Here is a 20,904-nt window from a genome sequence, read left to right on the forward strand (position 1 = left end):
ATGCAGGAAAAGGCTGATCCGATATCCGGCTTTAACAGCCGCTTATCGATCAGCCTTTTCAATTCCTTCCTCTATTGCGTCTGTTCCATAATCGCCACCGCAGATGCAATAGAGCGATCATGAGTAATCGTAATATGAATGCGATACCTCTCCGGCACCAGCTCAAGCCTCTCCCAAGCGCTGCCCGATAACGTGCATTCCGGCTTCCCTTCGGGTCCCCGCAAAATATCGATATCGGTGAATCCGACTTTAGCTCCGATCCCGCAGCCCAAAGCCTTCACTACGGCTTCCTTCGCCGCAAATCTTCCCGCCGTAAATTGCGCCAGACGCTTGCCCTCGTAGCTGCCTGCCAGATCCCGCTCCCGACTCGTCAATATCCGGCCTAGAAACCGGGCTCCGGCTTTGCTTGCAAGCAGTGCCTCCACCCGGTCCATATCCGTTACATCATGCCCGATCCCCGCTATCATCGCTTGTATCAGATCCCGGGAATCGGGGAGCGTTTATGCTCGGTACGCAAATATTGCTTCTCGAGCTTCGCTTTCGCTTCCGTTCCGATCTCTTTGCCTTCGAGATAAGCACTGTTCTCGTCATACAGGATGCCAAGCTCCGATTCGTCGGTCTGCCCTTCCCAAAGTCCGGCAGTTGGCGCTTTGTCCAGAATGCTCCGAGGTACGCCAAGCACGCTTGCAAGCTGGCGGACCTGGCGTTTGTTCAGCGAGCTGAGCGGCGTAATATCAACCGCTCCGTCGCCCCATTTCGTAAAGAAGCCGGTGATGGCTTCAGACGCATGGTCCGTGCCAACAACAAGCAGGTTGAGATCAAAAGCAAGCGCGTATTGGACAACCATTCGCGTTCTGGCTTTCACGTTCCCTTTGCCGCCGCGGCTCAGATGGCGGTGAATCCCGATTGCTTTAAGCGCATGCTCGGTTTCCAGCGCAATCTCATCAACGGCTTCGCCGATATTCGTCTCCACCTTATGCTTCAGCTGGAACGCTTCCGCCGTTGCATAACTGTCCTCAATATCGACCTGCTCCCCGTAAGGCTGAAACACGCCAAGCGTCATATACTCCCGGCCGGTCTCGGCAGACAATTCATCCGTTGCCATCTTGCAGAGGCCAGTCGTAACCGCGCTGTCGATCCCGCCGCTTATCGCAATCAAGAGGCCCGTTGTGCCCGACTTCTTCACGTACTCCTTCAAGAAGTCGACGCGTTTGCGGATCTCCGCAGCAGGATCAATCTCCGGCCGTACGCCGAAGCGCTCGATTATTTCCTGTTGTAAACTCATAGCCCAGGCTCCCCCTACTCCACCTGCCGATTAACGGCAGAAACGGTCAAATGCTTCAGTCAGATCAGCCGCGATTTCCGCAGCGGAACGGTTCTCGATTTGATGGCGTTCGATGAAATGAACCAGCTCGCCGTCTTTCATCAGAGCGATCGAAGGAGAAGATGGCGGATACGGAGCAAAATACTCGCGTGCTTTCGCCGTTGCTTCTTTATCTTGACCGGCAAACACGGTATACAAGTGATCCGGCGTAATATCGTGCTGCAGCGCTTCGGCTACGCCCGGACGGCATTGACCAGCCGCACAGCCGCATACCGAGTTAACAACAACAAGAGTAGTTCCTTTAGCATCCGGAATTGCATCCGCAACTTCCTCAGGCGTGCGAAGCTCTTGGATCCCGATCCGGGTCAGATCATCGCGCATTGGTTGAACCATATCCAGCATATATCTCTCAAATGACATAGACATTTGAAAACACTCTCCTTTGTAATAACCTAAATTTAGTTACTATTATACCGCCCGCTATGAAAATAAAGCAACCGGAGCAAATGTCACTCCGGTTGCTTTTGCGGCGCTTCCTCCGAGTCCGGAACAGGATTCCCGGCCCGGTAAGCGCTGTTTTTGTCCTGATGCATAAAAATCCCCGCCTGGGGCGCGATTCCCCGTTCGAAATAATCCCGGTTCTCGGCGGTTTGGAAACCGATATCCTTAAAAGGATGGACCCACTGATCGCCCGCCATAACGGCCGGATCCATCTCGGTGCTCCATTCATTAAGCGGCGAATTCGGCGAATCATAATCATGATCCCCAATCACTACGCCATGCTCGTTGACGAACGGCTCGCTCGGGCCTCTTCCCTCGCGGAATTCCGGGAGGAAGGAGATTTCGAACGGATCAAGCGACGGATCGTCCTCTTTGCCATTGCCCATCGCTTCTTCCTTTAGATCGAAGGGCGGTTTGGCCCGTCCAGCTTCTTATCGTAGCCGGCTTCGCCAGGAGCGGCACCTCCGGCTTTATTTTTGCTTGCCTGCTCGGTTTGCTCAATCGAGTTGCCTTTTTTATTTTTCGCCATCGTAGTCGTCCTCCCGTGTATAACTGATTGTACGAACTACGATAGTATGCGCGTCAGGCATAAGCTTTATGTTCTCCCCTTAGGCTGACTGCTTGAAAAACGAGACGATAAACGTCGTTCCTACACCCTGCTCGGATTCGACGTTGATGCGGCCGTTATGGCGTTCGGCAATGCTGACGCAGAGCGGAAGCCCAAGGCCCGTCCCTTGCGTCTTGGTTGAGAAGAACGGATCAAAGATGCGCTGCTTCTGCTCGTCGGATATGCCGACGCCTTGGTCTTGGATGCGAAGGACGATCTCTTCTTTTTCTACTATGTATGACGTGTGGATGGATAAGCGGCCTTTCTCGCTCATCGCCTCCATCCCGTTGCGCGCCAGATTCAGGAGCAGCTGCTTGATTTCCTTCTCGTTTAATTGAATGGCAGGGACAAAATCGCATAGCTCAACCTCGATCGTCTGGCCGCGAAGATTGGCATCCGCATTCAATAACGGAACCATTTCCCGGATAATGTCATGCAGCGAACCCGCCTCCATCGTAAGCGCCCGGTTCTGGGCCAGGGACAGGAAGTCGCTTATGATGGTATTCGCCCGGTCCAGCTCGTCCATCACAATGCCGTAATAAGCCTGCTGATTTTCCGGGCTCCGTTCCCGCATCAGCTGCACGAAGCCGCGGATAACCGCCATCGGATTGCGGATCTCATGCGTAATGCTTGCCGCCATCTGGCCAATCAGGCTAAGGCGTTCCATTCTGCCAACCTCGCTGCGCAGCAGTGCCAGCTCCGTTATGTCATGCGCGGTCAGAACCGCCCCCGTTATGGAATCCGTTTGCAGGTTGCGGATGCAAAAGGCGGTCTTGAGCAGCGTTCTGCCGTTCTCCACCTGCGGATTCTCCAGCACAAGGCTTTGTCCGTTAAGCGCCTCGCGCAGCAGCTTCGCATTGGAGTCCTCCAGCCCGTTTTCAAAAAACTCGTAGAAATATTGGCCGACAATATTTTGCCCGCCGGTGAGCATCTGAACCCCCATCTCGTTCAGATGCGTAATCTTGCCGTACTCATTGACCAGCACTACCGCAATCTTCGTCTGATTAATAAACTGCTCAAGCTTCTCCACTTCCTGCCGGTAGCTGAGCGATACCCGCTTCACATCGTAATGCAGCTGGGCATTTTCTTTGAACGTCTCTATCGTATAGACCGATATCCACGAGGAAATGACCGTCATCACGAGAGTAAGGAATGCTAGAAGCACAAATTCGAGATTGATCGGCATCCCAGTCGTAACGACAGCAACCGTGAAGGACAGAATGACAAATACGCACATCCCAACGATGAGCTGCATGACGATTCTGATCTTGCGCCGCCGGTCCGACCGCTGGAACGCTTTTATAATGGACGGCATAAAGACAACGTAGACAAGCATGAAGGAAACAAACACAACCGTCTCTCCCATACTGTCGAGCGATTCGATCCGAAGTGCCGTATATACACCGCTTAGCAGCAATAAAAAGTATGGTCCGCCGTATAAAGAACCGATTAACAAAGGCATAAGCCGAAAATTAAGTTCGCAGCCGTAATAGTCCTTCGTAAATAACATGCACAATGCCATCGAAATACAGCTGGACAACCCTATAATAACGGGAATTCTCCGCCAATGGCGGCTCGAATTATGCCATAACTGAAAGGCAAAGGCAGGTACTAGCGTAATAAAGAATTGTAACAGCAATTCTTTCAACACGAACGATCAGTCTCCCAACGAAAACACGTCATGTTATAAAAATACCCTGTCTTCACCTATTCACCTGATAGTCCGATTAAATCACAACTCTCAGTATTTTACAATCGCCTTCCCAGCCAATTGGAAATAATATTTAATAAATGAACGGCGAAAATATCGTTATGCAATTCGTGGTATCCGCCCTCATATTTTACAAATTTGCAGCTGTCCCCAAGGCGCTCCGCAACCTCCTTGCTTGCCTCAAACGAAGTCACTTTATCTCCTGTACCGTGCACCAGCAGCACCGGAACATGCAGCTCGTTACTATGCATAATAGCCCATTCGCCGGCATCCGTCATGATGTGAAAGGTCCTAATTGTAATGGCGCTATGGCATAGAGGGTCTCCGAGGAACGTTACGGCTTGATCGTATCCGGGACGATACAGATCATCGGGACTGATCCCCGTTGACAACGACAGCTTGGGTATAAAGCGTACAAACAGCCTGGCCATAGCCTTCATAACGGCATTCGGGCCTTTCGCCAGACGCAGCCACGGACTGCTCAGAATGAGACCGTCAATAGAAGGTTTAAGCCGCAGCGCGGAATTGAGGGCTACGTTGCCGCCCATACTGTGGCCGTAAAGAAAGCAAGGAAGCTGCGGGTGCCGGACTTTCGCCTGTTCAAGCAGCAACCCCGTGTTATGAACCGCTGCTTCTATAGAAGAAAGATGTCCGCGCTTCCCCGCGGAAAGCCCATGGCCCTCCTGGTCATGGGCAAGCACGGCGTAACCATCGCTTGTCAGCCGCTCCGCAACTGCCGAATACCGTTCCCCATGTTCTCCCATCCCGTGTACAATGCAAACCGCGGCTTTTGGCTCCCGGTTACCCGGCAGCCACTCCCTTGCGTAAATTTCGATCCCGTTTGCCCCGCTGAACCGCCAATCCGTCCGCTCCATGCTTTGTTCGCTCCTTTATGGGTTTAAAGTTGTCATCATTATATTTCAATAAACAAGAAAAAGAATGTTACAATACGTAAAAGAAGAAAACGTATGAGTCAGGAGCAATGTAATGATGTTTGATGTAATTATTATCGGCGGCGGACCGTCCGGACTGATGGCTGCCGTTGCCGCCAGCGGCGCGGGCGCGTCTACCCTGCTTATCGATAAAGGGGACAAGCTTGGACGCAAGCTGGGCATTTCCGGCGGAGGCCGCTGCAACGTTACCAACGCGAATGAAATGGATGAACTGATCCGTAATATTCCCGGAAACGGGCGCTTTCTGTTCAGCGCTTTAAATCAATTCGGCAATCGGGAGATCATCGCCTTCTTTGAAGGAATGGGCATTGCCCTGAAGGAAGAGGACCGGGGACGGATGTTCCCCGTATCGGACAAGGCGAAGACGGTTGTAGACGCTCTAATCCGGAAGGTGAAGGAGCAAGGCGTCGAGATCCGAACGAATATGCCGGTGAAGGAAGTACTGTACGAGAACGGTACTGTTACAGGCATCAGACTCGCTTCCAACGAAATTATCCATACCAAGTCCGTCATTGTCGCTACCGGCGGGAAATCCGTTCCGCATACGGGCTCTACGGGCGACGGCTATCCATGGGCGAAAAAAGCCGGGCATACGATTACCGATCTATATCCGACGGAAGTGCCTCTCACCTCGGCAGAACCGTGGATTCGCAGCAAGGAGCTGCAAGGTCTGTCGCTCCGCGACGTTACGCTGACCGTATGGAATGCCAAGAACAAAAAGCTTGTCTCCCATCAGGGCGATATGATCTTTACGCATTTTGGCTTATCCGGACCTGCGGCGCTGCGCTGCAGCCAATTTGTCGTTAAGGAACTGAAAAAAGCTTCCGGAAGCGAAGGCGGCATACAAACGGTACTCGTTACCATTGATCTGCTTCCTGACCGCTCGGAGGCCGAAATCTTCGACGAGACGCTGAAGCTTGCCAAGCTTGATCCCAAGAAGGCTGTCAAAAACGTGCTGAAAGGCTATGTGCAGGAAAGACTGCTGGAGCTCTTGCTGCGCCAATGCGAGATTAACGGCGATATTACGTACGACAACATTCCGAAGGAACCATGGCGCGAGCTGGCCAAACGGATGAAGCAATTCCCTGTTGCGGTTAACGGAACTTTGTCGATCGAAGAAGCTTTTGTGACTGGCGGCGGGGTACATCTGAAGGAGATCGATCCAAAGACGATGCAGTCGAAGCTCGCCCAAGGACTTTACTTCTGCGGGGAAGTGCTCGATATTCACGGTTACACGGGAGGCTACAATATTACGGCCGCATTTACGACGGGCCACAGCGCAGGAACAAGCGCGGCATCGGCTGCTTTAAGCAGCTGACGCCGCGCTTTTCCTTTTTTGCCTATATTACGTGTGTACATCCCCCGAAAAATGGCTGTATTCTCCGGGATCCGGCAAAAACTCATTGCTCGTATCCGCGTCATCATCCCAATTGTGCAGGTCTGTCGCTTCTTCTGCCCCAATCCAATCCTCGTTAACGATATGTGCCGGAATCGTAATGGCATTCATGGAATAAGCCGTGTCCGTGACAGCCTCGTTCTGAATCGCCGACTGGTCCACCAACTGGCCGCCATGAGACATGGCAATCTCCAGTGCCGAGGTCAGATCGCTTCCGTCCACATGAATATGCAGGCGGTTTCCCTCATGCATTAACGGCTCATATCCAAGCTCCTGCAGGGTATCCCGCGCAAGCGCAGCGCTAAAGGAGTCAGCGAAATCAAATAAAATAGCCGAACTCATCATCTCATCTCCTTCGATAGGCTTCCAATATATTAAGATTCCCTAACATTCCCCACTTTTATGAATGAAAGGTGTTGTCATTTCAACAAAACTTTATATAATTTAAGTTATACTCTTATACGTTAGGTTTATTTACACTAAACGTCACATTATAACGATAATCACATAATAACTTCCAGGAAGGTGACAAAACGATGGAGAATGTGTTTTATTTGCTGACTGATCCGATGTTTATCGTCGAACTCGAGCATAACCGATGGTATATACGTGATATTAATTATGCCTTTACGAAGCTAACCGGATACAAAAAAGCGGAGCTGATGGATGCAGACCCTGACGGACTGTTAAGGAGAGGCTTTACCTTCGGCGGACTTATGACACAGCTCAGCGAAGATCACGAACAATCGCTTGAACAGGAGTTGATCTCCAAATCGACCACCTCCACTCCCGTACGCTTTACCAGCCGCAGGCTGCCATCCAGCGAACAGACTTGCTTCATTATTATCTGCAAGGACTTGTCGGAGGAGAAGTATATAGAAGAATATGCGATGGATAATCAGGTTCTAATGAGCGTCGGAATATCCGAGCAGTTCCGTATTACAAACGCAACCCGGTATTATTCGCCCTTCAAACCAATCAAGCTGTTAAACCAGTCCCTATTCGATCATATCTCGGATGAAAGCCGCAAACCGCTTCGCCGCATCATGGAATACGCGCGTACTCACGGCACAACCGAGCAGACCGATGTGAGGCTGTATCTCGGCGAGCAGATCCGCATGACAACCCTTATCATCAAACCCTTCTTCTACGGCAATAAAGAGTTCAAGGGTTATGTCGTCCTGCTGACCGGCATTCTTCAGTCGGCACGGGAAGAAGATGCCGCCTACAAGCTCCGCATGCTGATGTTAAGCAAAAACATCACGGCTACTTCCTTGGCGCAATCGACCTTAATTTCGCTTACGACCATCTCCAAAATTCGCAACGGCAAAATTAAAAAGCCCCAGCGTCTTACGGCCGAATTGATAGCCGGAGAGCTGGGCGTGAAGCCGGAATCGATATGGAGCGGCTTTAAACGTTATTAAAATTTCATTGCAAACCGCCTCGGCAATTCTTCAGCCGAGGCGGTTTTGTTTGTCCCCGCTTTGCAAAAACAAAAGCAGCCTTGGTTATAAGCCAAGGCTGCTAACGGTATGCTATGCTTTATACTCCCGAAACCTCCGCAAGGGCCGCGGCCTTTCTTTTTCCGTATACGATCCGTGACAGGAGAACGCTAATCTCGTACAGGACCACAAGCGGAACAAATACAAGCAAATGAGAAATCAGCTCAGGCGGAGATATCAAGCTGGCTACGATGACTAGCACCAGATAAGCGTATCTTCTCATTTTATGAAGAGCTTTAGGCGTCAGGACGCCAATCTTGGTCAGAAACATGACGATAACCGGCAGTTCGAAAGCAATCGCCAGCGGCAGCACAATATTGAACATAAACCCGAAATACTGAGCAACCCCATACGTCTCTACAAGCTCCATGCTTTTTGTTATTTTGGAAGTGAAAGAGAAGCTCATCGGAAAAACCACAAAGTAACCGAAGGCAAGCCCGGTAAAAAAGCAAATCACGCTGTACGGCACATACCTCAATGCGGCGTTCCGCTCCCCGGGATGGAGCCCCTGCTTCACAAAGCCCCACAGCTGGTACAAAATAAACGGAAGCGATACCGCCAAGGCGATTACCAGCGCAACCGACATATACATGCGGATGCCGTCCCATGGCGAGAATACATTCCACGTCATTTCCGAGCCAGGAGGTACGCTTTTCAGATAACGAAGCACCTTCGGCGATAGATATAACCCCCCGCCAAGCGAGAGCAGCACCACAATAAGAATCTTCCAGATCCGGCTCCGCAGCTCCGTCAAATGTCCAAGCAGCGTCATAGTCTCTTCGATTCGCCTCATTCGCTGCACAACCTTCCGGGCTTTCTCAGTTCAAAGGTATGGAAGCCATCTCTCAGCTTATCGTTAATCTCCTTCAGGCGGTCAACATCCTCAAAAGAATACTTGCGCGCGCCTCCTTTGGTCCTCACCGGAAAAACCAGCTGCTTCTCCTCGTAATATCGAATTTGCCTTTCCGTCAAACCTGTTAAGTCGCTAACGATTCCAATACTCATCACTTTGTCCTTCATCGTCAAACGCCTCCCTAACGGTTATGTAATGTTTTCTAACACAAACTCTTTGATTCGAAATATATCAGCGGTCCGTTTCTTCGTCAATGGGACCGTTAGCCCTGGTCAGCTTGTCCGGATCTGAAGATTTCAAACGAACAAAACGAACATCTTATGTGTTCAAATGCTTGAATGGCTTGGGTTTTTATGAGATACGGAGTCTCAACCCGCACCTATAAATGGTTATAATTACCTAACAGCCTACTCGCGATCGATTATTCTTATATTATCAATAAATTTTATTTATGTTAGATTATCTAACAAAATATTGGCGAAGGCTTGAAAAACCATGCTACATTTCTTTCCGAGACGAGCAAATCGATCAAGCGAAGGAGTTGACGGGCATGGAAACGAAAGAGACGCCAAACGAGCTGTCGCGCAGACAATTTCTGACGACGGTCGGCAAGATCGGCGGAGCAGCCGCGGTGTTTAGCGTAATGGGAACGATGGGGTTGTTTTCGCCGGAAACGCTAAAAGCAGCGGAATATGAGCCTCCATCCAGCTGGGATCTGAAGGGTACAAACCGTTCAGGCAAAAAAGTCGTTATCCTCGGCGCTGGCGTCGCCGGCCTGACAGCAGCTTATGAGCTCGGCAAAGCCGGCTATAACTGCACGATCCTTGAAGCCCGCGCCCGTTCCGGAGGCAGGAACTGGTCGGTACGCCGCGGTACGACGGTAACCGAGCTTGGCGGGCAAAAGCAGGTTGCGCGGTTTGATGACGGCATGTACCTGAATGCCGGTCCGATGCGTATTCCTCAGTTTCACGTCACGATGGATTATTGCCGCGAGTTCGGCATCGCGATGGAGCCTTTTAACAACGTCAACGAAAGTGCCTACTATTACAATGAGAACGTTGGCGCTTTATCCGGCACCCGCGTCCGAAAGCGGGCCGCAAAAGCCGATGTGAGAGGTTACGTGAACGAGCTGCTCGCAAAGTCCATCAATCAGCCAGGACTGGATCTTCCGGTTTCCGCGGAGGAAAAGGACAAAATCGTCGCTTATCTCCGCTCCGAAGGCAACCTAGACGCAGACCTTTTCTATAAGGGCTCGTCCCGCGGCGGCTATAAGGATGAACCGGGCTCGAGGCTTGATGCCGGCGTCATCCGCGATCCGTTCGAAATGAAGGCGATCATTAATTCCGGCTTCGGCAACTTCTTCGCAAGCGAATACAGCTATGATCAGCAAATGATGATGTTCCACCCTGTCGGCGGCATTGACGCGATTCCGAAGGCTTTTGAGAAAAGGCTTGGCAACCGGATCAAGTTCCACTCTGAAGTAACCGAGTTCAAGCATGTCGGAGATAAGGTGCAAGTCACCTATACCGATCTCTTGAACGGCGAAGCCAAGCAAATCGAAGGCGACTTCCTGATCTGTACGATTCCCCTCTCCGTTCTGAAGAACATTAAGCATGATCTGTCTCCGGAGATGACGAAAGCCATCAATAACACGAAATACGCGAATGCGGGCAAAATCGGCTTGCAATTCAAACGGCGCTTCTGGGAGGAAGACGATCAAATCTACGGCGGCAATACGCTGACGAATATGGATATCTCGTCGATCTATTATCCGCCAACGAATTATTTTGCCAAGAAGGGTCTGCTGCTCGGTTATTACGCCCAAGGCTCCAACGCAGACAAGATCGGCGCATTATCCTTTAAAGAACGCGAAGCGCATGCCCTTGAACAAGGCGGCAAGATTCACCCGCAATACTACAATGAGTTCGAATCTTCGTTCTCCGTGAACTGGAAGACGATTAAATATAACGAAGGCAGCTGGGTCTCTTATTCGGAGGACGACCGCAAGACTAACTATCCGGTGCTATGCAAGCCAGACCGCCGCGTCTATCTGGCCGGCGAGCATATCAGCTATATTACGGCCTGGATGGCAGGCGGCATTGAATCCGCGCGTTCGGTTGTCACCGACATCCATGAGCGAGTCATGAAGGAATAGCCAAAGGAGGGGTCTATAATGAAGATGACTGGAAAAATGAAAGTACTCGCCGGTGCGATTGTTATCTCCTGCCTCGCCGCAACGGCCAGCGTATACGCGGCGGTTACGCCTAATAAATACCCGCTCGCCCCGATTCATGAACCTGAATTCTACGGCAACCCATCTTCCGCAATCTCAAGCGCGGTGGCGATGCCGGCGGGCACGGCAACCTTCGAAACGAGCGGTACGGTCCCTTCCGTCGTAAACAAGGAAGGAAAAACGATCTACGAGCGTTACGGCGATACCGAAAAACAAGGCCTGAGCGTCCTCAAAAATATCGAGACCCTGCTGAAAGAGCAAGGCCTCTCCATGAAGGACGTCACGTATCTGCGCGTATACATAGCGCCCGATGCCGCAAAGGATGGCAAGTTCGATTTTGACGGATGGAACAAAGCCTATGCCAAATACTTCAATACGAAAGAAAATCCAGTGAAAACGGCTCGTTCCACCGTTGGTGTCGCAAGCCTTGTCAACTCGGATTGGCTGATCGAAATCGAGGCCGTTGCCGCTTACCCAAGCAATCATAACCAGGACTGATTTTATTAGAGTGCAAATTGCAAAATAACAATAGAATGGAGATGATCGTATGCTTCAAAACGTTGGTTTCCCGGGTCTTATGATGATTCTTGTTGTTGTGTTGATCATTTTTGGCCCTTCCAAGCTGCCCGAGCTGGGCCGGGCCGTAGGCCGTACGCTGCATGAGTTCAAGTCGTCGGCGAAGGAGCTTGTCTCCGATACGAAGGAAGAAGTCGTATCCGAAAGCAAGTCCTAGCACTTAACGAGGCCGTACCCTTCCTGCCGGGTACGGCCTCGTTGTTTATTACATCTACGCTACTCTCGTACCGGGCATGCAGCAGGCTTTTTGCCTGCTATTTGCACATGCTTCGACCGTCAACTACCTCCTGCCCAGTTGCAGCAGGCTTTTTGCCTGCTATTCGCACATGCTTCGACCGGCCTATTAACAACAAAAAAAACCGTTCCTCCCGGCTAGCCGGAAGAAACGGTATCAACTCGCGTTATATAGTGCGGAATTATCCGCGGTAAGCAACAAGCTCTTCGTTCATGCCGCGCGTTTGCGCGTAAACCTGCTGGTAAATACGGAACAAACCTTTATACGTCTCAACGGCTTCAGGCTGAGGTTCGTACGAAGCCGCATGCTTCACGAATTGCTCCGCGCAAGCTTCGAGGCTGTCGAACCAGCCGCAGCCGTAAGCTGCAAGCATTGCCGCGCCAAGGCCAGGGCCTTGTTCATTCTCAAGCGCAACAACCGTTGCGTTAAAGATATCCGCCTGCATTTGCAGCCATACCGGATTTTGCGCGCCGCCGCCGATGGAAACAACCTTGTCGACTGTTTTACCAACACTGCGGAACAAATCAACGGACTCGTTTAGCGAGAACGTGATTCCTTCCATTACCGCACGGGCAAAATGAATGCGCTCATGCGAGCCGTCTACGCCAATAAAGCTTGCGCGGATAGCCGGATCAGCATGAGGCGTACGTTCGCCAACGAGGTAAGGCGTAAAGATCAATCCGCCTGCACCCGGTTTTACTTCGCCTACGCCCTGCAGCATTTCGTCAAACGATTCGTCAGGAGCAAATGTTTTCTTGAACCAGCTCAGGCTGTAGCCCGCAGCAAGCGTTACACCCATGGCATAGAAGGAATTCTCTTTGCCGTGGTTGAAGAAATGGACCTTGCCCCCAAAGTCTTTGTTCTTGTCATTCTCGTAAGCGAGAATAACGCCCGAAGTACCGATACTCGACAACGTGAGACCTTCGGACAGAATGCCTGCGCCAATCGCTCCGCAAGCATTGTCGGCGCCGCCGGCAAATACTTTTGTCGAGGACTGAAGGCCGGTACGTTCCGCAATTTCAGGAAGCAGCGTTCCTACGAGGCCATGCGATTCTACCAGCGGCGGGCAGAAGCTAGCCGGAAGGCCAAATGCAGCAAGCACGTCGCTGCTCCATTCTTTTGCCGCAACATCCAGAAGCAAAGTGCCTGCAGCATCGGAATAGTCCATATGCAGCTCGCCTGTCAGGGCATAACGAACATAGTCTTTCGGCAGTACAAACAGCTTCGCTTGCTCGAAGGCTTGCGGCTCATATTGGCGAACCCACAGAATCTTCGGCAGCGTGAAGCCTTCAAGCGCCGGGTTGCGCGTAATACCAAGCAGCTTGTCGCCAAGCGTACGCTCGATCTCGCGGCATTGCTCCGTTGTACGCGTATCATTCCAGAGGATTGCGTTTCGTACAGGCTTATTGTCTGCATTAAGCAGCACAAGGCCATGCATCTGACCGGAGAAGCTGATCCCTTCAATCTGCTCGGCAGCGATGCCATTGGATGAAGCAACTTCATTTAAAGCTTCGATTGTTGCTTGAACCCAATCTTCCGGCTTTTGCTCGCTCCAGCCGGAATGCTCGTGGAACAGCGGATAGCTGCGGGATGCTTCCGCAGCTACCGTTCCGTTCTTGTCAACGAGCAATGCCTTTACGGCACTTGTGCCTAAATCTATACCAACTACATAACTCATTGACATAATCCTCCCGTTAACTAAGTTTTCTTCAGCAATTAAACGCTGAAAATAACTTCGCTGAGCATCAGTCTCATGCGCTCTTGCTTGCCGGATTTGTTAACGATCGGGTTGTTTTGCATAGCGTAAGCTTCAAGGGAAGCCAGGGATGCTTTACCAGCAACAACTTCAGCGCCGATGCCGGATTTGAAGCTGCTATAACGGTCTTCTACGATGTTGTCGAAGATTTTTTCTTCGATCAGCTTCGCAGCTGCTTTCAGACCCCAAGCGAAGGAATCCATACCAGCGATGTGAGCCAGGAAGAGATCTTCGGCTTCGAACGAGCCGCGGCGCACTTTCGCGTCGAAGTTAACGCCGCCGCGAGTCAAACCGCCAGCTTTCAGAACTTCGAACATAGTCAATGTAGTCGAGTACAGGTCAGTTGGGAATTCGTCAGTATCCCAGCCGAGCAGCAGGTCGCCTTGGTTAGCGTCAAGGGAGCCCAGCATGCCGTTGATTGCAGCTGTACGGATTTCGTGCTCGAAAGTATGACCGGCAAGAGTTGCATGGTTAGCTTCAAGGTTCAGCTTGAAGTAGTCTTTCAAGCCGTATTTTTGCAGGAACGCGATTGTTGTTGCAGAGTCGAAGTCGTATTGGTGTTTTGTAGGCTCTTTTGGCTTAGGCTCGATCAGGAATTGCGCGTCGAAGCCGATTTCTTTTGCATAAGCGATTGCCATGTGGTACAGACGAGCAAGGTTGTCGAGCTCGAAGCCCATGTCCGTGTTCAGAAGGTTCTCGTAACCTTCGCGGCCGCCCCAGAATACATAGTTTTCAGCGCCCAGCTCTTTACCAACTTCAAGGCCTTTCTTCAATTGCGCGCCAGCGTATGCGTATACGTCAGCGTTGCAAGTTGTGCCAGCGCCATGTACGTAACGCGGGTTCGAGAACATGTTTACCGTATTCCACAGCAATTTCTTGCCGGATTGTTGTTGTTGATCTTTAAGCATAGCGACGATAACGTCGAGGTTTTTATTCGATTCTTGCAGCGTAGCACCTTCAGGAGCGATATCCACATCATGGAATGCATAGAACGGCGCGCCGATTTTGTCCAAGAATTCGAAGTTAGCTTCTACGCGTGCTTTCGAACGGTCAAGACCATCGAATTTGTCCCAGCCGCGGAACATCGTTGCATTACCAAACGGGTCAGTACCGTTAGCGTTAAAAGTGTGCCAGTAAGCAACCGCAAAGCGAAGATGCTCTTCCATTGTTTTGCCCAGAACCACTTGTTTTGGATCGTAGTGTTTGAATGCAAGCGGATTGTCGGAGCCTTTGCCTTCGAATTGGATCTTGCCGATGTTAGCGAAATACGTCATGAGATGAATATCCTCCTTTAAAATGTACGAGTATAATTTCAATCTTCTCGTTAGCTAAATGTGTTTTGAAAACGCTCACCAATAATATAGCATGGGTAACTTAGTTTGTCTATTAAACAAACTAAGATTCATCTAAATATTTTTTAACATTTTTTCAGGAGTAATATTCCCCTTCGTTTGCTTCATTACACTGAAGTAAAAGGGAAATAAAAAACTGCCATTTCTAGTCCGGCAGCTTACCGATATAAATCAGGTCGATTGTAGGTACGCGATAAAGAGCGCATAATCCCATGGCTATGCTGCATGGAATCAAGCGGCTGTCCTTCTCGTACTCCAATAACAAGTCATTTGAAACGCCTATTCGTGCAGCAACGTCACTAACCTCCAGTTGGTTCGCAAGGCGAATTTCTTTAAATGTAAAGACCACTCGAATCACACTACCCTCCTGATAATAGCTGATCCTCATATTTGAAGATGCCAATTCCGAAATCCTTACGCTTCGCTGCTATATAGGAAGACTATATAATAGGAACGTGTGTTCCTATTATATACCAAACATATGTTCCTATTGCAAGTTGAAAATAATTTGAAAATAGGGTTCGGAGTAATAAAAGTCACCTAAAAACAAGCAAAAAAGTGCTCAAACACTCTTTCTCTGTGTTTGAGCGCTTTTTAATGCCTACTGTTCTTTTTGCCCTGACGCTTTACGCAGTTCGTTGGCCAGCCGATGCAGTTCTTCCCGTGCTTCCGGATCCTGCGTTGCCTTATAAGCAGCCGATAAAAATGGAATGATTTTGTTCGCATCAGCGGGTTTGAGCATGTATTCCTTCTCCCTCATAGACTCAGGAAGATGAACATGCTTATCGAAGAAATCAAACTCCATGGCATTTATATCTACCTTGCCAGCTATCCCTTTTACATTCCCGCTAGAAGTATACTGGAATACGCACCATTTATCCCATGTACTGTTCGGCATCGGAGTCTCTACGCCATAATGAGCAATCCATAACGGAAAGGATGCGACCTGTTTGTTCAAGTATGTCTTAGCGAAACTTGCCCCTGAATAGATCATCGTTGGGTGTCCGGTTAGACGTTCTACCTCCTGAAGCCAAGCTAGACACCATTTCGATAATTGTTCTCCGCCAACTGTAGACGCCTTCCCTTCCACGTCCAAGACATGCGGGAATTGGGCTGCAAAGCCTTTTAACGCATTTGCGAACCAGGCTGCCTCCACCAATGGATCGTTATTCTCCGGATGAGCATAATGATAAAAGCCTATTGCAAGTCCGGCCTCCGCAGCTCCCTTGGAATTCACTTCCAATTTATCGTCGAGGATCGTCCTGCCTTCCGTCGCTTTAATGAACGCCCCCTGTACACCGTCCGATTTTACCGCTGCCCAGTTTATTAAACCTTGATGGTGAGAGACGTCAATGATCTTAATATTACTGGCTGATTTAGCTTGCATCCTTCCCACTGTCCTTCGTTTTAACGTAGCTGTATGCGCCCGATGCGGTTAGCCCGATTACGGCAATGTTAATAATAGTGTCTCGTACCGTTGAAGGCACGAGGACGAAAATAGCTGCCACACCAATAGCAATGGCTGAGCTATGTTTAGCCGGGACACCGTAACCTTTTACCACACCAACAAAAGCCGCCACAAGGGCGGCTAGGGTGAGAATATCTTGATTCATTAGATTCCAACTCCTTTCCAAAGCACTGCAATTGCTCCTGCAATTAATGCACCAACAACCGTACGCCATAACCATTTCTGGTTGTCTTCTATAGCAGATAGTCGATGATTAGCCGATTTCGCGCTAACTAAAGCTTCATTAACTACATCCTTGGCAGCACCCATCAGATCTAATTTCGTCTCCAACCGAACTAATCGTTGAAGAATTTCGTTCGTTTCATCTGCAGGCACGATCCTCTCACCTCACTTATATTTATTTATATATGATCATTGAATAACAATAAGCATATTTCTGCAGTGGTTTTAAACAGGAACTTCGATATCCTTGATGAGACATTGATTCTCTCATTTATCGACTACCTTATGGGGCAGGATTCGGATATTCCACCATGTACATATTGTTAGCACCTGAAACAGTGCCTATTACAGACTTATTAGATTCCATAAAAAGCCCTGAACTAACAGGATACAGATACACGACTTCAGGAATAAGAACATTACCAGAAACTTTAAGCTTCACAAGAGCCTTTTTACTATAGTTTAATGCTCCCGGTTCAAGGGTTTTCCACATGTAATAAGTCCCCGATGTTGCCTGCCATGTCCCACCTATGCCAGCGTTTTTATTCTCCGTAGTGTAGTTGCCACCAAAGTTAGATAACGAAATACGGTAAACGCTACCTGCGCTGTGATCTACGACCAGTTCATTACCGATAACAGCAAGGCCGTTAATTGAGTAGGAAGAAGAAGAACTGTACGCTTGTGATGTAAATACGCCAGTTGCGATATTGACCCGCCATACATAAATAGTTGTCGCATTTGGCTTGAATCCGAAGTATAGATTAGTACCATCCGTAACCATGGCAACTGTTTCAATTCCAGTTAGTCCTGTCTGTGTGATCGTTGATGTAGACCCAATAAGAGATGACCATGTATTACTAGAAATTGTATATTTATAGTAATACGTAGCAGAACCCCCTACGCCGATCAGGTGCATAACACCACCTATAACGAGCACTTTAAAATTAAAACCAAAGATGCTCGGAATGGATAACGTGGCCAGCTGCGTCCACTTTTTTGTATTCATGTTGTACTTATAAAGTGGTACGGTACCACTATTGGAAGTATCAGGAACATATAATTCGCCATTATATTCAGCTGTAGAGCTTGGGTAGTAGTAGCTGAATAAGTTATTAGCTGTATAGTTTCCCCATGCAGGTGCAGCGTCCCCTATTGTATAATAACCGGCTGAATTAAAAGGCCTTACAGCGTCCATTACGAACTTCGTACTTGCTGCCTGTGTAGTGGACGTTCCTGCCAAGGCATTAGGGACCGTAGGCGTCCCCGTCAAAGCCGGACTAGCCAAAGGCGCGGCATCCGTAATCCCATATCCGCTAAGCGTTGTTGGATTCGATCCAGCTGTCACCCGGCCTTTTCCATCCACTGTCACGCTTTTGTAGGTCCCCGCGCTTACTCCGCTATCGGCAAGTTTTGCCGATGTTACGGCCCCGTCGGCAAGCTGAGTTGCCGTTACAGTGCTGTTCGCCATCTTGGTGCCGGTTACGGCATTGGCGGCAAGTTTAATGGTTGTAACCGCCGAATCGGCCAGCTTGGCCGTTGCAATTTCTCCATCCGAAATCGTGGTGTCCAGGTTTGACATTGCCGTATGGATCTCTTTAATTGCCCCGGCAATATTTTTAGCCGTAGTTGGCACGGTCGACATTGCGCCGATCGTTGTATCCAGCGTGTCCGAGTTTGTATTAAAATTCTCAATATCTACAACATCTGTTCCTTCAGGCTTCATCAGCCCGAGATTACTTGTCGTTTTCATTGCGCTCCTCCTTCGTATACTTTTAATTCCGACCATGTTTTTGCATGGGCATCTCCCCATGACAATGCAGCCAGGTTGTCCCAAACGGTATAAATGTACTTGAAGCTATAAGCCAAGTGAGCTGGCTTGATATCCTCAAGCATCTGGATAAAGCCCGGCATGTTTGGGGGTATCCCCTTGGATCCGACAAACACAATCTCAAACAGATATTGCTCCGGATACACATTCACCGCGACCTCACCGCCCGAAAAAGCCGCTGCCGTGTCGATAATCATCTGTTTCGTTGTTGTTCCGGAACCGTATAGCTTGGCTTTCAATTGCTCCCTTCGCCGTTCGTAAGACTGCGCGCGATTCGCCGCAATGCCCAGCTCGCTCTCCCAGCGCGTCAATCCCCAGGTTGCCGTATCAATAAAGCTCTGGTCCAGCAGATCATTACTTTCCTCAGCAAGCTCCGAAATCTCATAACCCGCTGCTTCTTGAAGCTCTTTCATTTCGGTTATCTCTCGGTAATAGGAAGGTAGATAGGCTAATAAATCAATACCGCTAGGATTGCTATTGCCGTCCTCCCCCTCCTCCGCTCCGTATGCCAGTGCCCCATAGACTTCATTTCCGTATGCCAAACGTTCACACCCCCTTAAGTTGATTCCAAGTTACTCTAGGGCTTAGTTTTCCACTGGCCAAATCGTAAGCCGATTTCACCGCGCTTGCGGTAGCTGCCTGTACCATGCTGGTGCTCGTTACCGTGCTGTTAAGCTGCACGATGCCGGCGGCATTAACGGAAGCTGCCGGTTTATTGCTAATGCCGGACCAAGGCACGTTATCTGCAGCAACGGCAGTGTCTACTTTGCCGTCATTATCCGTATCGTAGATGGACTTCAGCATATCGCCGGCGGTCTGGGCAGCAACAAGCACGACATTTCCTCCGCTTGTTCCGATGTAGAGCTTCTGGCTATCCGTGCAATAACCAAGCTCTCCTTCAGCTAGCAAACCGATATTGATCTCCAGTCCCCGGCGGATCTGAATTAATGCTTTCCTAGCCATCAGAACGTTCCGCCGTCTACGGTTCCTAAGGTGAGCCTATTGCCGTTGGCAGCATCGTAGATAATGGCAGAGGCATCGATATTAACGGCCACACCGCTTGCGCTAACCGTAATGCCATTGCCTGCCGTGACGGAAATCGCATCTGCCGCAACCGCAATGCCGTTACCCGCTCCAATATTTAAAGTCACGCTGTCTGCTTGTCCTCCGCCCGTTAGGCCATTGCCGGCCCCAATCGTTTGGAGCGCGCCGCCAGTCCGAACCCACGCCGATCCGTTCCATGAGTAAATCTTTTGCTCATCGTCGACATAGCAGGTCCAGCCAACCGCAGGCGGATAATACGTCCAGGTTGACGATTGCCATTCCGCAATCTGATTGGTCTTGCCCGACCAGACGCCCGTTGCGCTGCCAGGAATGACATAACGGTCGCCATCAGCCGGGGTTGACGGGGGAGCCGTCGTTGTCCGGTTTTTAACGGAAGCTTGCGGCTCGATATTTCGTTTTGCCAGTTCAATTTCATTTCTGATCTTTTGCGCCGACCACAAATCCGTTACCGCTAAACCGGAATCGTTGATCTGCCTATGCAGACTGGCGTCATTGACATGCCCTCTTAACTCAGCCGCCGTCAAAGTGTTCGATCCATCCGAAACCTTATTAACGTGACCGCTTGAAAGATCGGTTTTTAACACTTTGCCGTAGCTTGATCCATCAACGATATCGTCCAAGGAGCCCGATAACTCGGTTAATTTCCGCGCGTTGACCGCTTGCCAGGCCGTGCCGCTGTCAAAGTACAGGTAACCGGCATTTGTTCCGCTTGCCACATAATAGAGACGTCCCACAACGGATGCCGTTGGCCTTGCAGCCTCCGTCCCGGACATCGCCCGTCCGATAAGCGTATTGGCGCTGCCGTCTCCGATAAAAATTTCCTTCGTGTCCGTGCAAAATCCCATTTCGCCGGATACGAGAGGCCCATGAGCATCCAGTTGGGCTTTTGTGCCTCTTTTTAGCTGTATCGTTTGAGCCATTCCATCACTCCCTTATAAAAGATCCCCCGTCAACAATACCGTTGGTTTTGTAATCCTCGATTTCTTTCTGCGTAGCGGTAAGGCTTTCTTGCAGCCCGTTAATATCATCCGCCTCAACGACATCGCCAGGGGTCTCGTAAGTCACGTAAACCTCATCCGCATTCGAAAAGATTTTCACCTGACGCCTCCAGGGCGTATCTGCTGGAATGGATATGACAACATTCTTGACCAACGAGCCCGTATATTTGGACCCCGTATAGACACGAATCGTACTCTCCAGGATGTTATCGTGCGCCAGAAATCCGACATACGAACCGCCCGTCATCTTCACGACTTCTTCAACTACATAATGGCTTCCATCCAGCTTGGCATTTAACTTGGGCACAAAATGATAGGACATGC

Annotated in this window: 26 protein-coding genes; 5 read left to right on the forward strand and 21 right to left on the reverse strand. The window is 50.0% G+C overall.

Annotation, left to right across the window (positions count from 1 at the left end; genetic code table 11):
* Window positions 1-71 precede the first annotated feature (71 nt).
* From acpS to PJDR2_RS25885, 7 genes are all read right to left on the reverse strand, one after another.
* Window positions 72-467 carry a holo-ACP synthase gene (acpS, locus tag PJDR2_RS25860; protein WP_015846692.1) on the reverse strand — a complete coding sequence of 132 codons (396 nt, stop codon included), beginning with the start codon at window positions 465-467 and terminating at the stop codon, window positions 72-74.
* Between the two features lie 8 nt (window positions 468-475).
* A complete protein-coding gene (gene nadE, locus PJDR2_RS25865; protein WP_015846693.1) occupies window positions 476-1,285 on the reverse strand; it encodes an ammonia-dependent NAD(+) synthetase in 810 nt (269 codons plus the stop codon).
* Window positions 1,286-1,315: 30 nt separating this feature from the next.
* Entirely contained in the window at window positions 1,316-1,750 is a 435-nt protein-coding gene (locus PJDR2_RS25870; RefSeq protein ID WP_015846694.1) for a BrxA/BrxB family bacilliredoxin, read from the reverse strand.
* A gap of 83 nt (window positions 1,751-1,833) precedes the next feature.
* On the reverse strand, window positions 1,834-2,211 hold the full coding sequence (locus PJDR2_RS25875; protein WP_015846695.1) for a DUF3905 domain-containing protein: 378 nt from the start codon (window positions 2,209-2,211) through the stop codon (window positions 1,834-1,836).
* A gap of 11 nt (window positions 2,212-2,222) precedes the next feature.
* Window positions 2,223-2,354 carry a hypothetical protein gene (locus PJDR2_RS33645; RefSeq protein ID WP_015846696.1) on the reverse strand — a complete coding sequence of 44 codons (132 nt, stop codon included), beginning with the start codon at window positions 2,352-2,354 and terminating at the stop codon, window positions 2,223-2,225.
* A 79-nt stretch (window positions 2,355-2,433) separates the two neighbouring features.
* The gene (locus PJDR2_RS25880) at window positions 2,434-4,083 is read right to left on the reverse strand and encodes an ATP-binding protein (protein WP_015846697.1); all 1,650 of its coding nucleotides are present in this window, start codon (window positions 4,081-4,083) and stop codon (window positions 2,434-2,436) included.
* Window positions 4,084-4,181: 98 nt separating this feature from the next.
* Complete coding sequence (locus tag PJDR2_RS25885) at window positions 4,182-5,018, reverse strand: alpha/beta hydrolase (protein WP_015846698.1); 837 nt, start codon at window positions 5,016-5,018, stop codon at window positions 4,182-4,184.
* A 112-nt stretch (window positions 5,019-5,130) separates the two neighbouring features.
* Between PJDR2_RS25885 and PJDR2_RS25890 the strand changes: the two genes are divergently transcribed.
* Window positions 5,131-6,414, forward strand: a complete 1,284-nt coding sequence (locus PJDR2_RS25890) for an NAD(P)/FAD-dependent oxidoreductase (protein WP_015846699.1) — start codon at window positions 5,131-5,133, stop codon at window positions 6,412-6,414.
* 27 nt (window positions 6,415-6,441) lie between these two features.
* On the opposite strand, the gene PJDR2_RS25895 is transcribed toward PJDR2_RS25890, so the two are convergent.
* Window positions 6,442-6,837: a hypothetical protein gene (locus PJDR2_RS25895; protein ID WP_015846700.1), complete on the reverse strand. Its 396-nt coding sequence runs from the start codon at window positions 6,835-6,837 to the stop codon at window positions 6,442-6,444.
* 191 nt (window positions 6,838-7,028) lie between these two features.
* Between PJDR2_RS25895 and PJDR2_RS25900 the strand changes: the two genes are divergently transcribed.
* On the forward strand, window positions 7,029-7,916 hold the full coding sequence (locus PJDR2_RS25900; protein ID WP_015846701.1) for a helix-turn-helix domain-containing protein: 888 nt from the start codon (window positions 7,029-7,031) through the stop codon (window positions 7,914-7,916).
* Window positions 7,917-8,034: 118 nt separating this feature from the next.
* On the opposite strand, the gene tatC is transcribed toward PJDR2_RS25900, so the two are convergent.
* Complete coding sequence (tatC, locus tag PJDR2_RS25905) at window positions 8,035-8,787, reverse strand: twin-arginine translocase subunit TatC (protein ID WP_015846702.1); 753 nt, start codon at window positions 8,785-8,787, stop codon at window positions 8,035-8,037.
* Window positions 8,784-9,014 carry a MerR family transcriptional regulator gene (locus PJDR2_RS25910; protein WP_015846703.1) on the reverse strand — a complete coding sequence of 77 codons (231 nt, stop codon included), beginning with the start codon at window positions 9,012-9,014 and terminating at the stop codon, window positions 8,784-8,786. Before PJDR2_RS25910 ends, tatC begins: the two co-directional genes overlap by 4 nt.
* A gap of 383 nt (window positions 9,015-9,397) precedes the next feature.
* Here PJDR2_RS25910 and PJDR2_RS25915 point away from each other — a divergent pair, with 383 nt between their 5' ends.
* From PJDR2_RS25915 to PJDR2_RS25925, 3 genes are read left to right on the forward strand one after another with little or no spacing between them, the layout of a single operon-like run.
* Entirely contained in the window at window positions 9,398-11,002 is a 1,605-nt protein-coding gene (locus PJDR2_RS25915) for a flavin monoamine oxidase family protein (RefSeq protein WP_015846704.1), read from the forward strand.
* A gap of 18 nt (window positions 11,003-11,020) precedes the next feature.
* Window positions 11,021-11,578: a RidA family protein gene (locus PJDR2_RS25920; protein ID WP_015846705.1), complete on the forward strand. Its 558-nt coding sequence runs from the start codon at window positions 11,021-11,023 to the stop codon at window positions 11,576-11,578.
* Between the two features lie 49 nt (window positions 11,579-11,627).
* Window positions 11,628-11,813: a twin-arginine translocase TatA/TatE family subunit gene (locus PJDR2_RS25925; RefSeq protein WP_015846706.1), complete on the forward strand. Its 186-nt coding sequence runs from the start codon at window positions 11,628-11,630 to the stop codon at window positions 11,811-11,813.
* A gap of 259 nt (window positions 11,814-12,072) precedes the next feature.
* Here the strand turns inward: PJDR2_RS25925 and xylB are convergent, their stop codons facing one another.
* From xylB to PJDR2_RS25980, 11 genes are all read right to left on the reverse strand, one after another.
* The gene (gene xylB / locus PJDR2_RS25930) at window positions 12,073-13,569 is read right to left on the reverse strand and encodes a xylulokinase (protein ID WP_015846707.1); all 1,497 of its coding nucleotides are present in this window, start codon (window positions 13,567-13,569) and stop codon (window positions 12,073-12,075) included.
* 38 nt (window positions 13,570-13,607) lie between these two features.
* The gene (xylA, locus tag PJDR2_RS25935; protein ID WP_015846708.1) at window positions 13,608-14,921 is read right to left on the reverse strand and encodes a xylose isomerase; all 1,314 of its coding nucleotides are present in this window, start codon (window positions 14,919-14,921) and stop codon (window positions 13,608-13,610) included.
* Window positions 14,922-15,144: 223 nt separating this feature from the next.
* Complete coding sequence (locus tag PJDR2_RS25940; RefSeq protein WP_015846709.1) at window positions 15,145-15,357, reverse strand: helix-turn-helix domain-containing protein; 213 nt, start codon at window positions 15,355-15,357, stop codon at window positions 15,145-15,147.
* A 243-nt stretch (window positions 15,358-15,600) separates the two neighbouring features.
* Entirely contained in the window at window positions 15,601-16,386 is a 786-nt protein-coding gene (locus PJDR2_RS25945) for a glycoside hydrolase family 25 protein (protein WP_015846710.1), read from the reverse strand.
* Window positions 16,376-16,612, reverse strand: a complete 237-nt coding sequence (locus PJDR2_RS25950; protein ID WP_015846711.1) for a hypothetical protein — start codon at window positions 16,610-16,612, stop codon at window positions 16,376-16,378. Before PJDR2_RS25950 ends, PJDR2_RS25945 begins: the two co-directional genes overlap by 11 nt.
* Window positions 16,612-16,842 carry a hemolysin XhlA family protein gene (locus PJDR2_RS25955; RefSeq protein WP_015846712.1) on the reverse strand — a complete coding sequence of 77 codons (231 nt, stop codon included), beginning with the start codon at window positions 16,840-16,842 and terminating at the stop codon, window positions 16,612-16,614. The genes PJDR2_RS25950 and PJDR2_RS25955 overlap by 1 nt, the downstream gene beginning before the upstream one ends.
* Window positions 16,843-16,972: 130 nt before the next feature.
* Window positions 16,973-18,439, reverse strand: coding sequence for a hypothetical protein (locus tag PJDR2_RS25960; protein ID WP_015846713.1), 1,467 nt, complete (start codon window positions 18,437-18,439; stop codon window positions 16,973-16,975).
* A complete protein-coding gene (locus PJDR2_RS25965) occupies window positions 18,436-19,059 on the reverse strand; it encodes a YmfQ family protein (RefSeq protein ID WP_015846714.1) in 624 nt (207 codons plus the stop codon). Before PJDR2_RS25965 ends, PJDR2_RS25960 begins: the two co-directional genes overlap by 4 nt.
* 4 nt (window positions 19,060-19,063) lie before the next feature.
* On the reverse strand, window positions 19,064-19,480 hold the full coding sequence (locus tag PJDR2_RS25970; protein WP_015846715.1) for a tail fiber protein: 417 nt from the start codon (window positions 19,478-19,480) through the stop codon (window positions 19,064-19,066).
* Complete coding sequence (locus PJDR2_RS25975) at window positions 19,480-20,502, reverse strand: DUF2793 domain-containing protein (protein ID WP_015846716.1); 1,023 nt, start codon at window positions 20,500-20,502, stop codon at window positions 19,480-19,482. Before PJDR2_RS25975 ends, PJDR2_RS25970 begins: the two co-directional genes overlap by 1 nt.
* A gap of 4 nt (window positions 20,503-20,506) precedes the next feature.
* Window positions 20,507-20,902 carry a hypothetical protein gene (locus PJDR2_RS25980; protein ID WP_015846717.1) on the reverse strand — a complete coding sequence of 132 codons (396 nt, stop codon included), beginning with the start codon at window positions 20,900-20,902 and terminating at the stop codon, window positions 20,507-20,509.
* Between the last annotated feature and the right edge of the window lie 2 nt (window positions 20,903-20,904).

The organism is Paenibacillus sp. JDR-2, assembly GCF_000023585.1.
Classification (GTDB): Bacteria; Bacillota; Bacilli; order Paenibacillales; family Paenibacillaceae; genus Pristimantibacillus.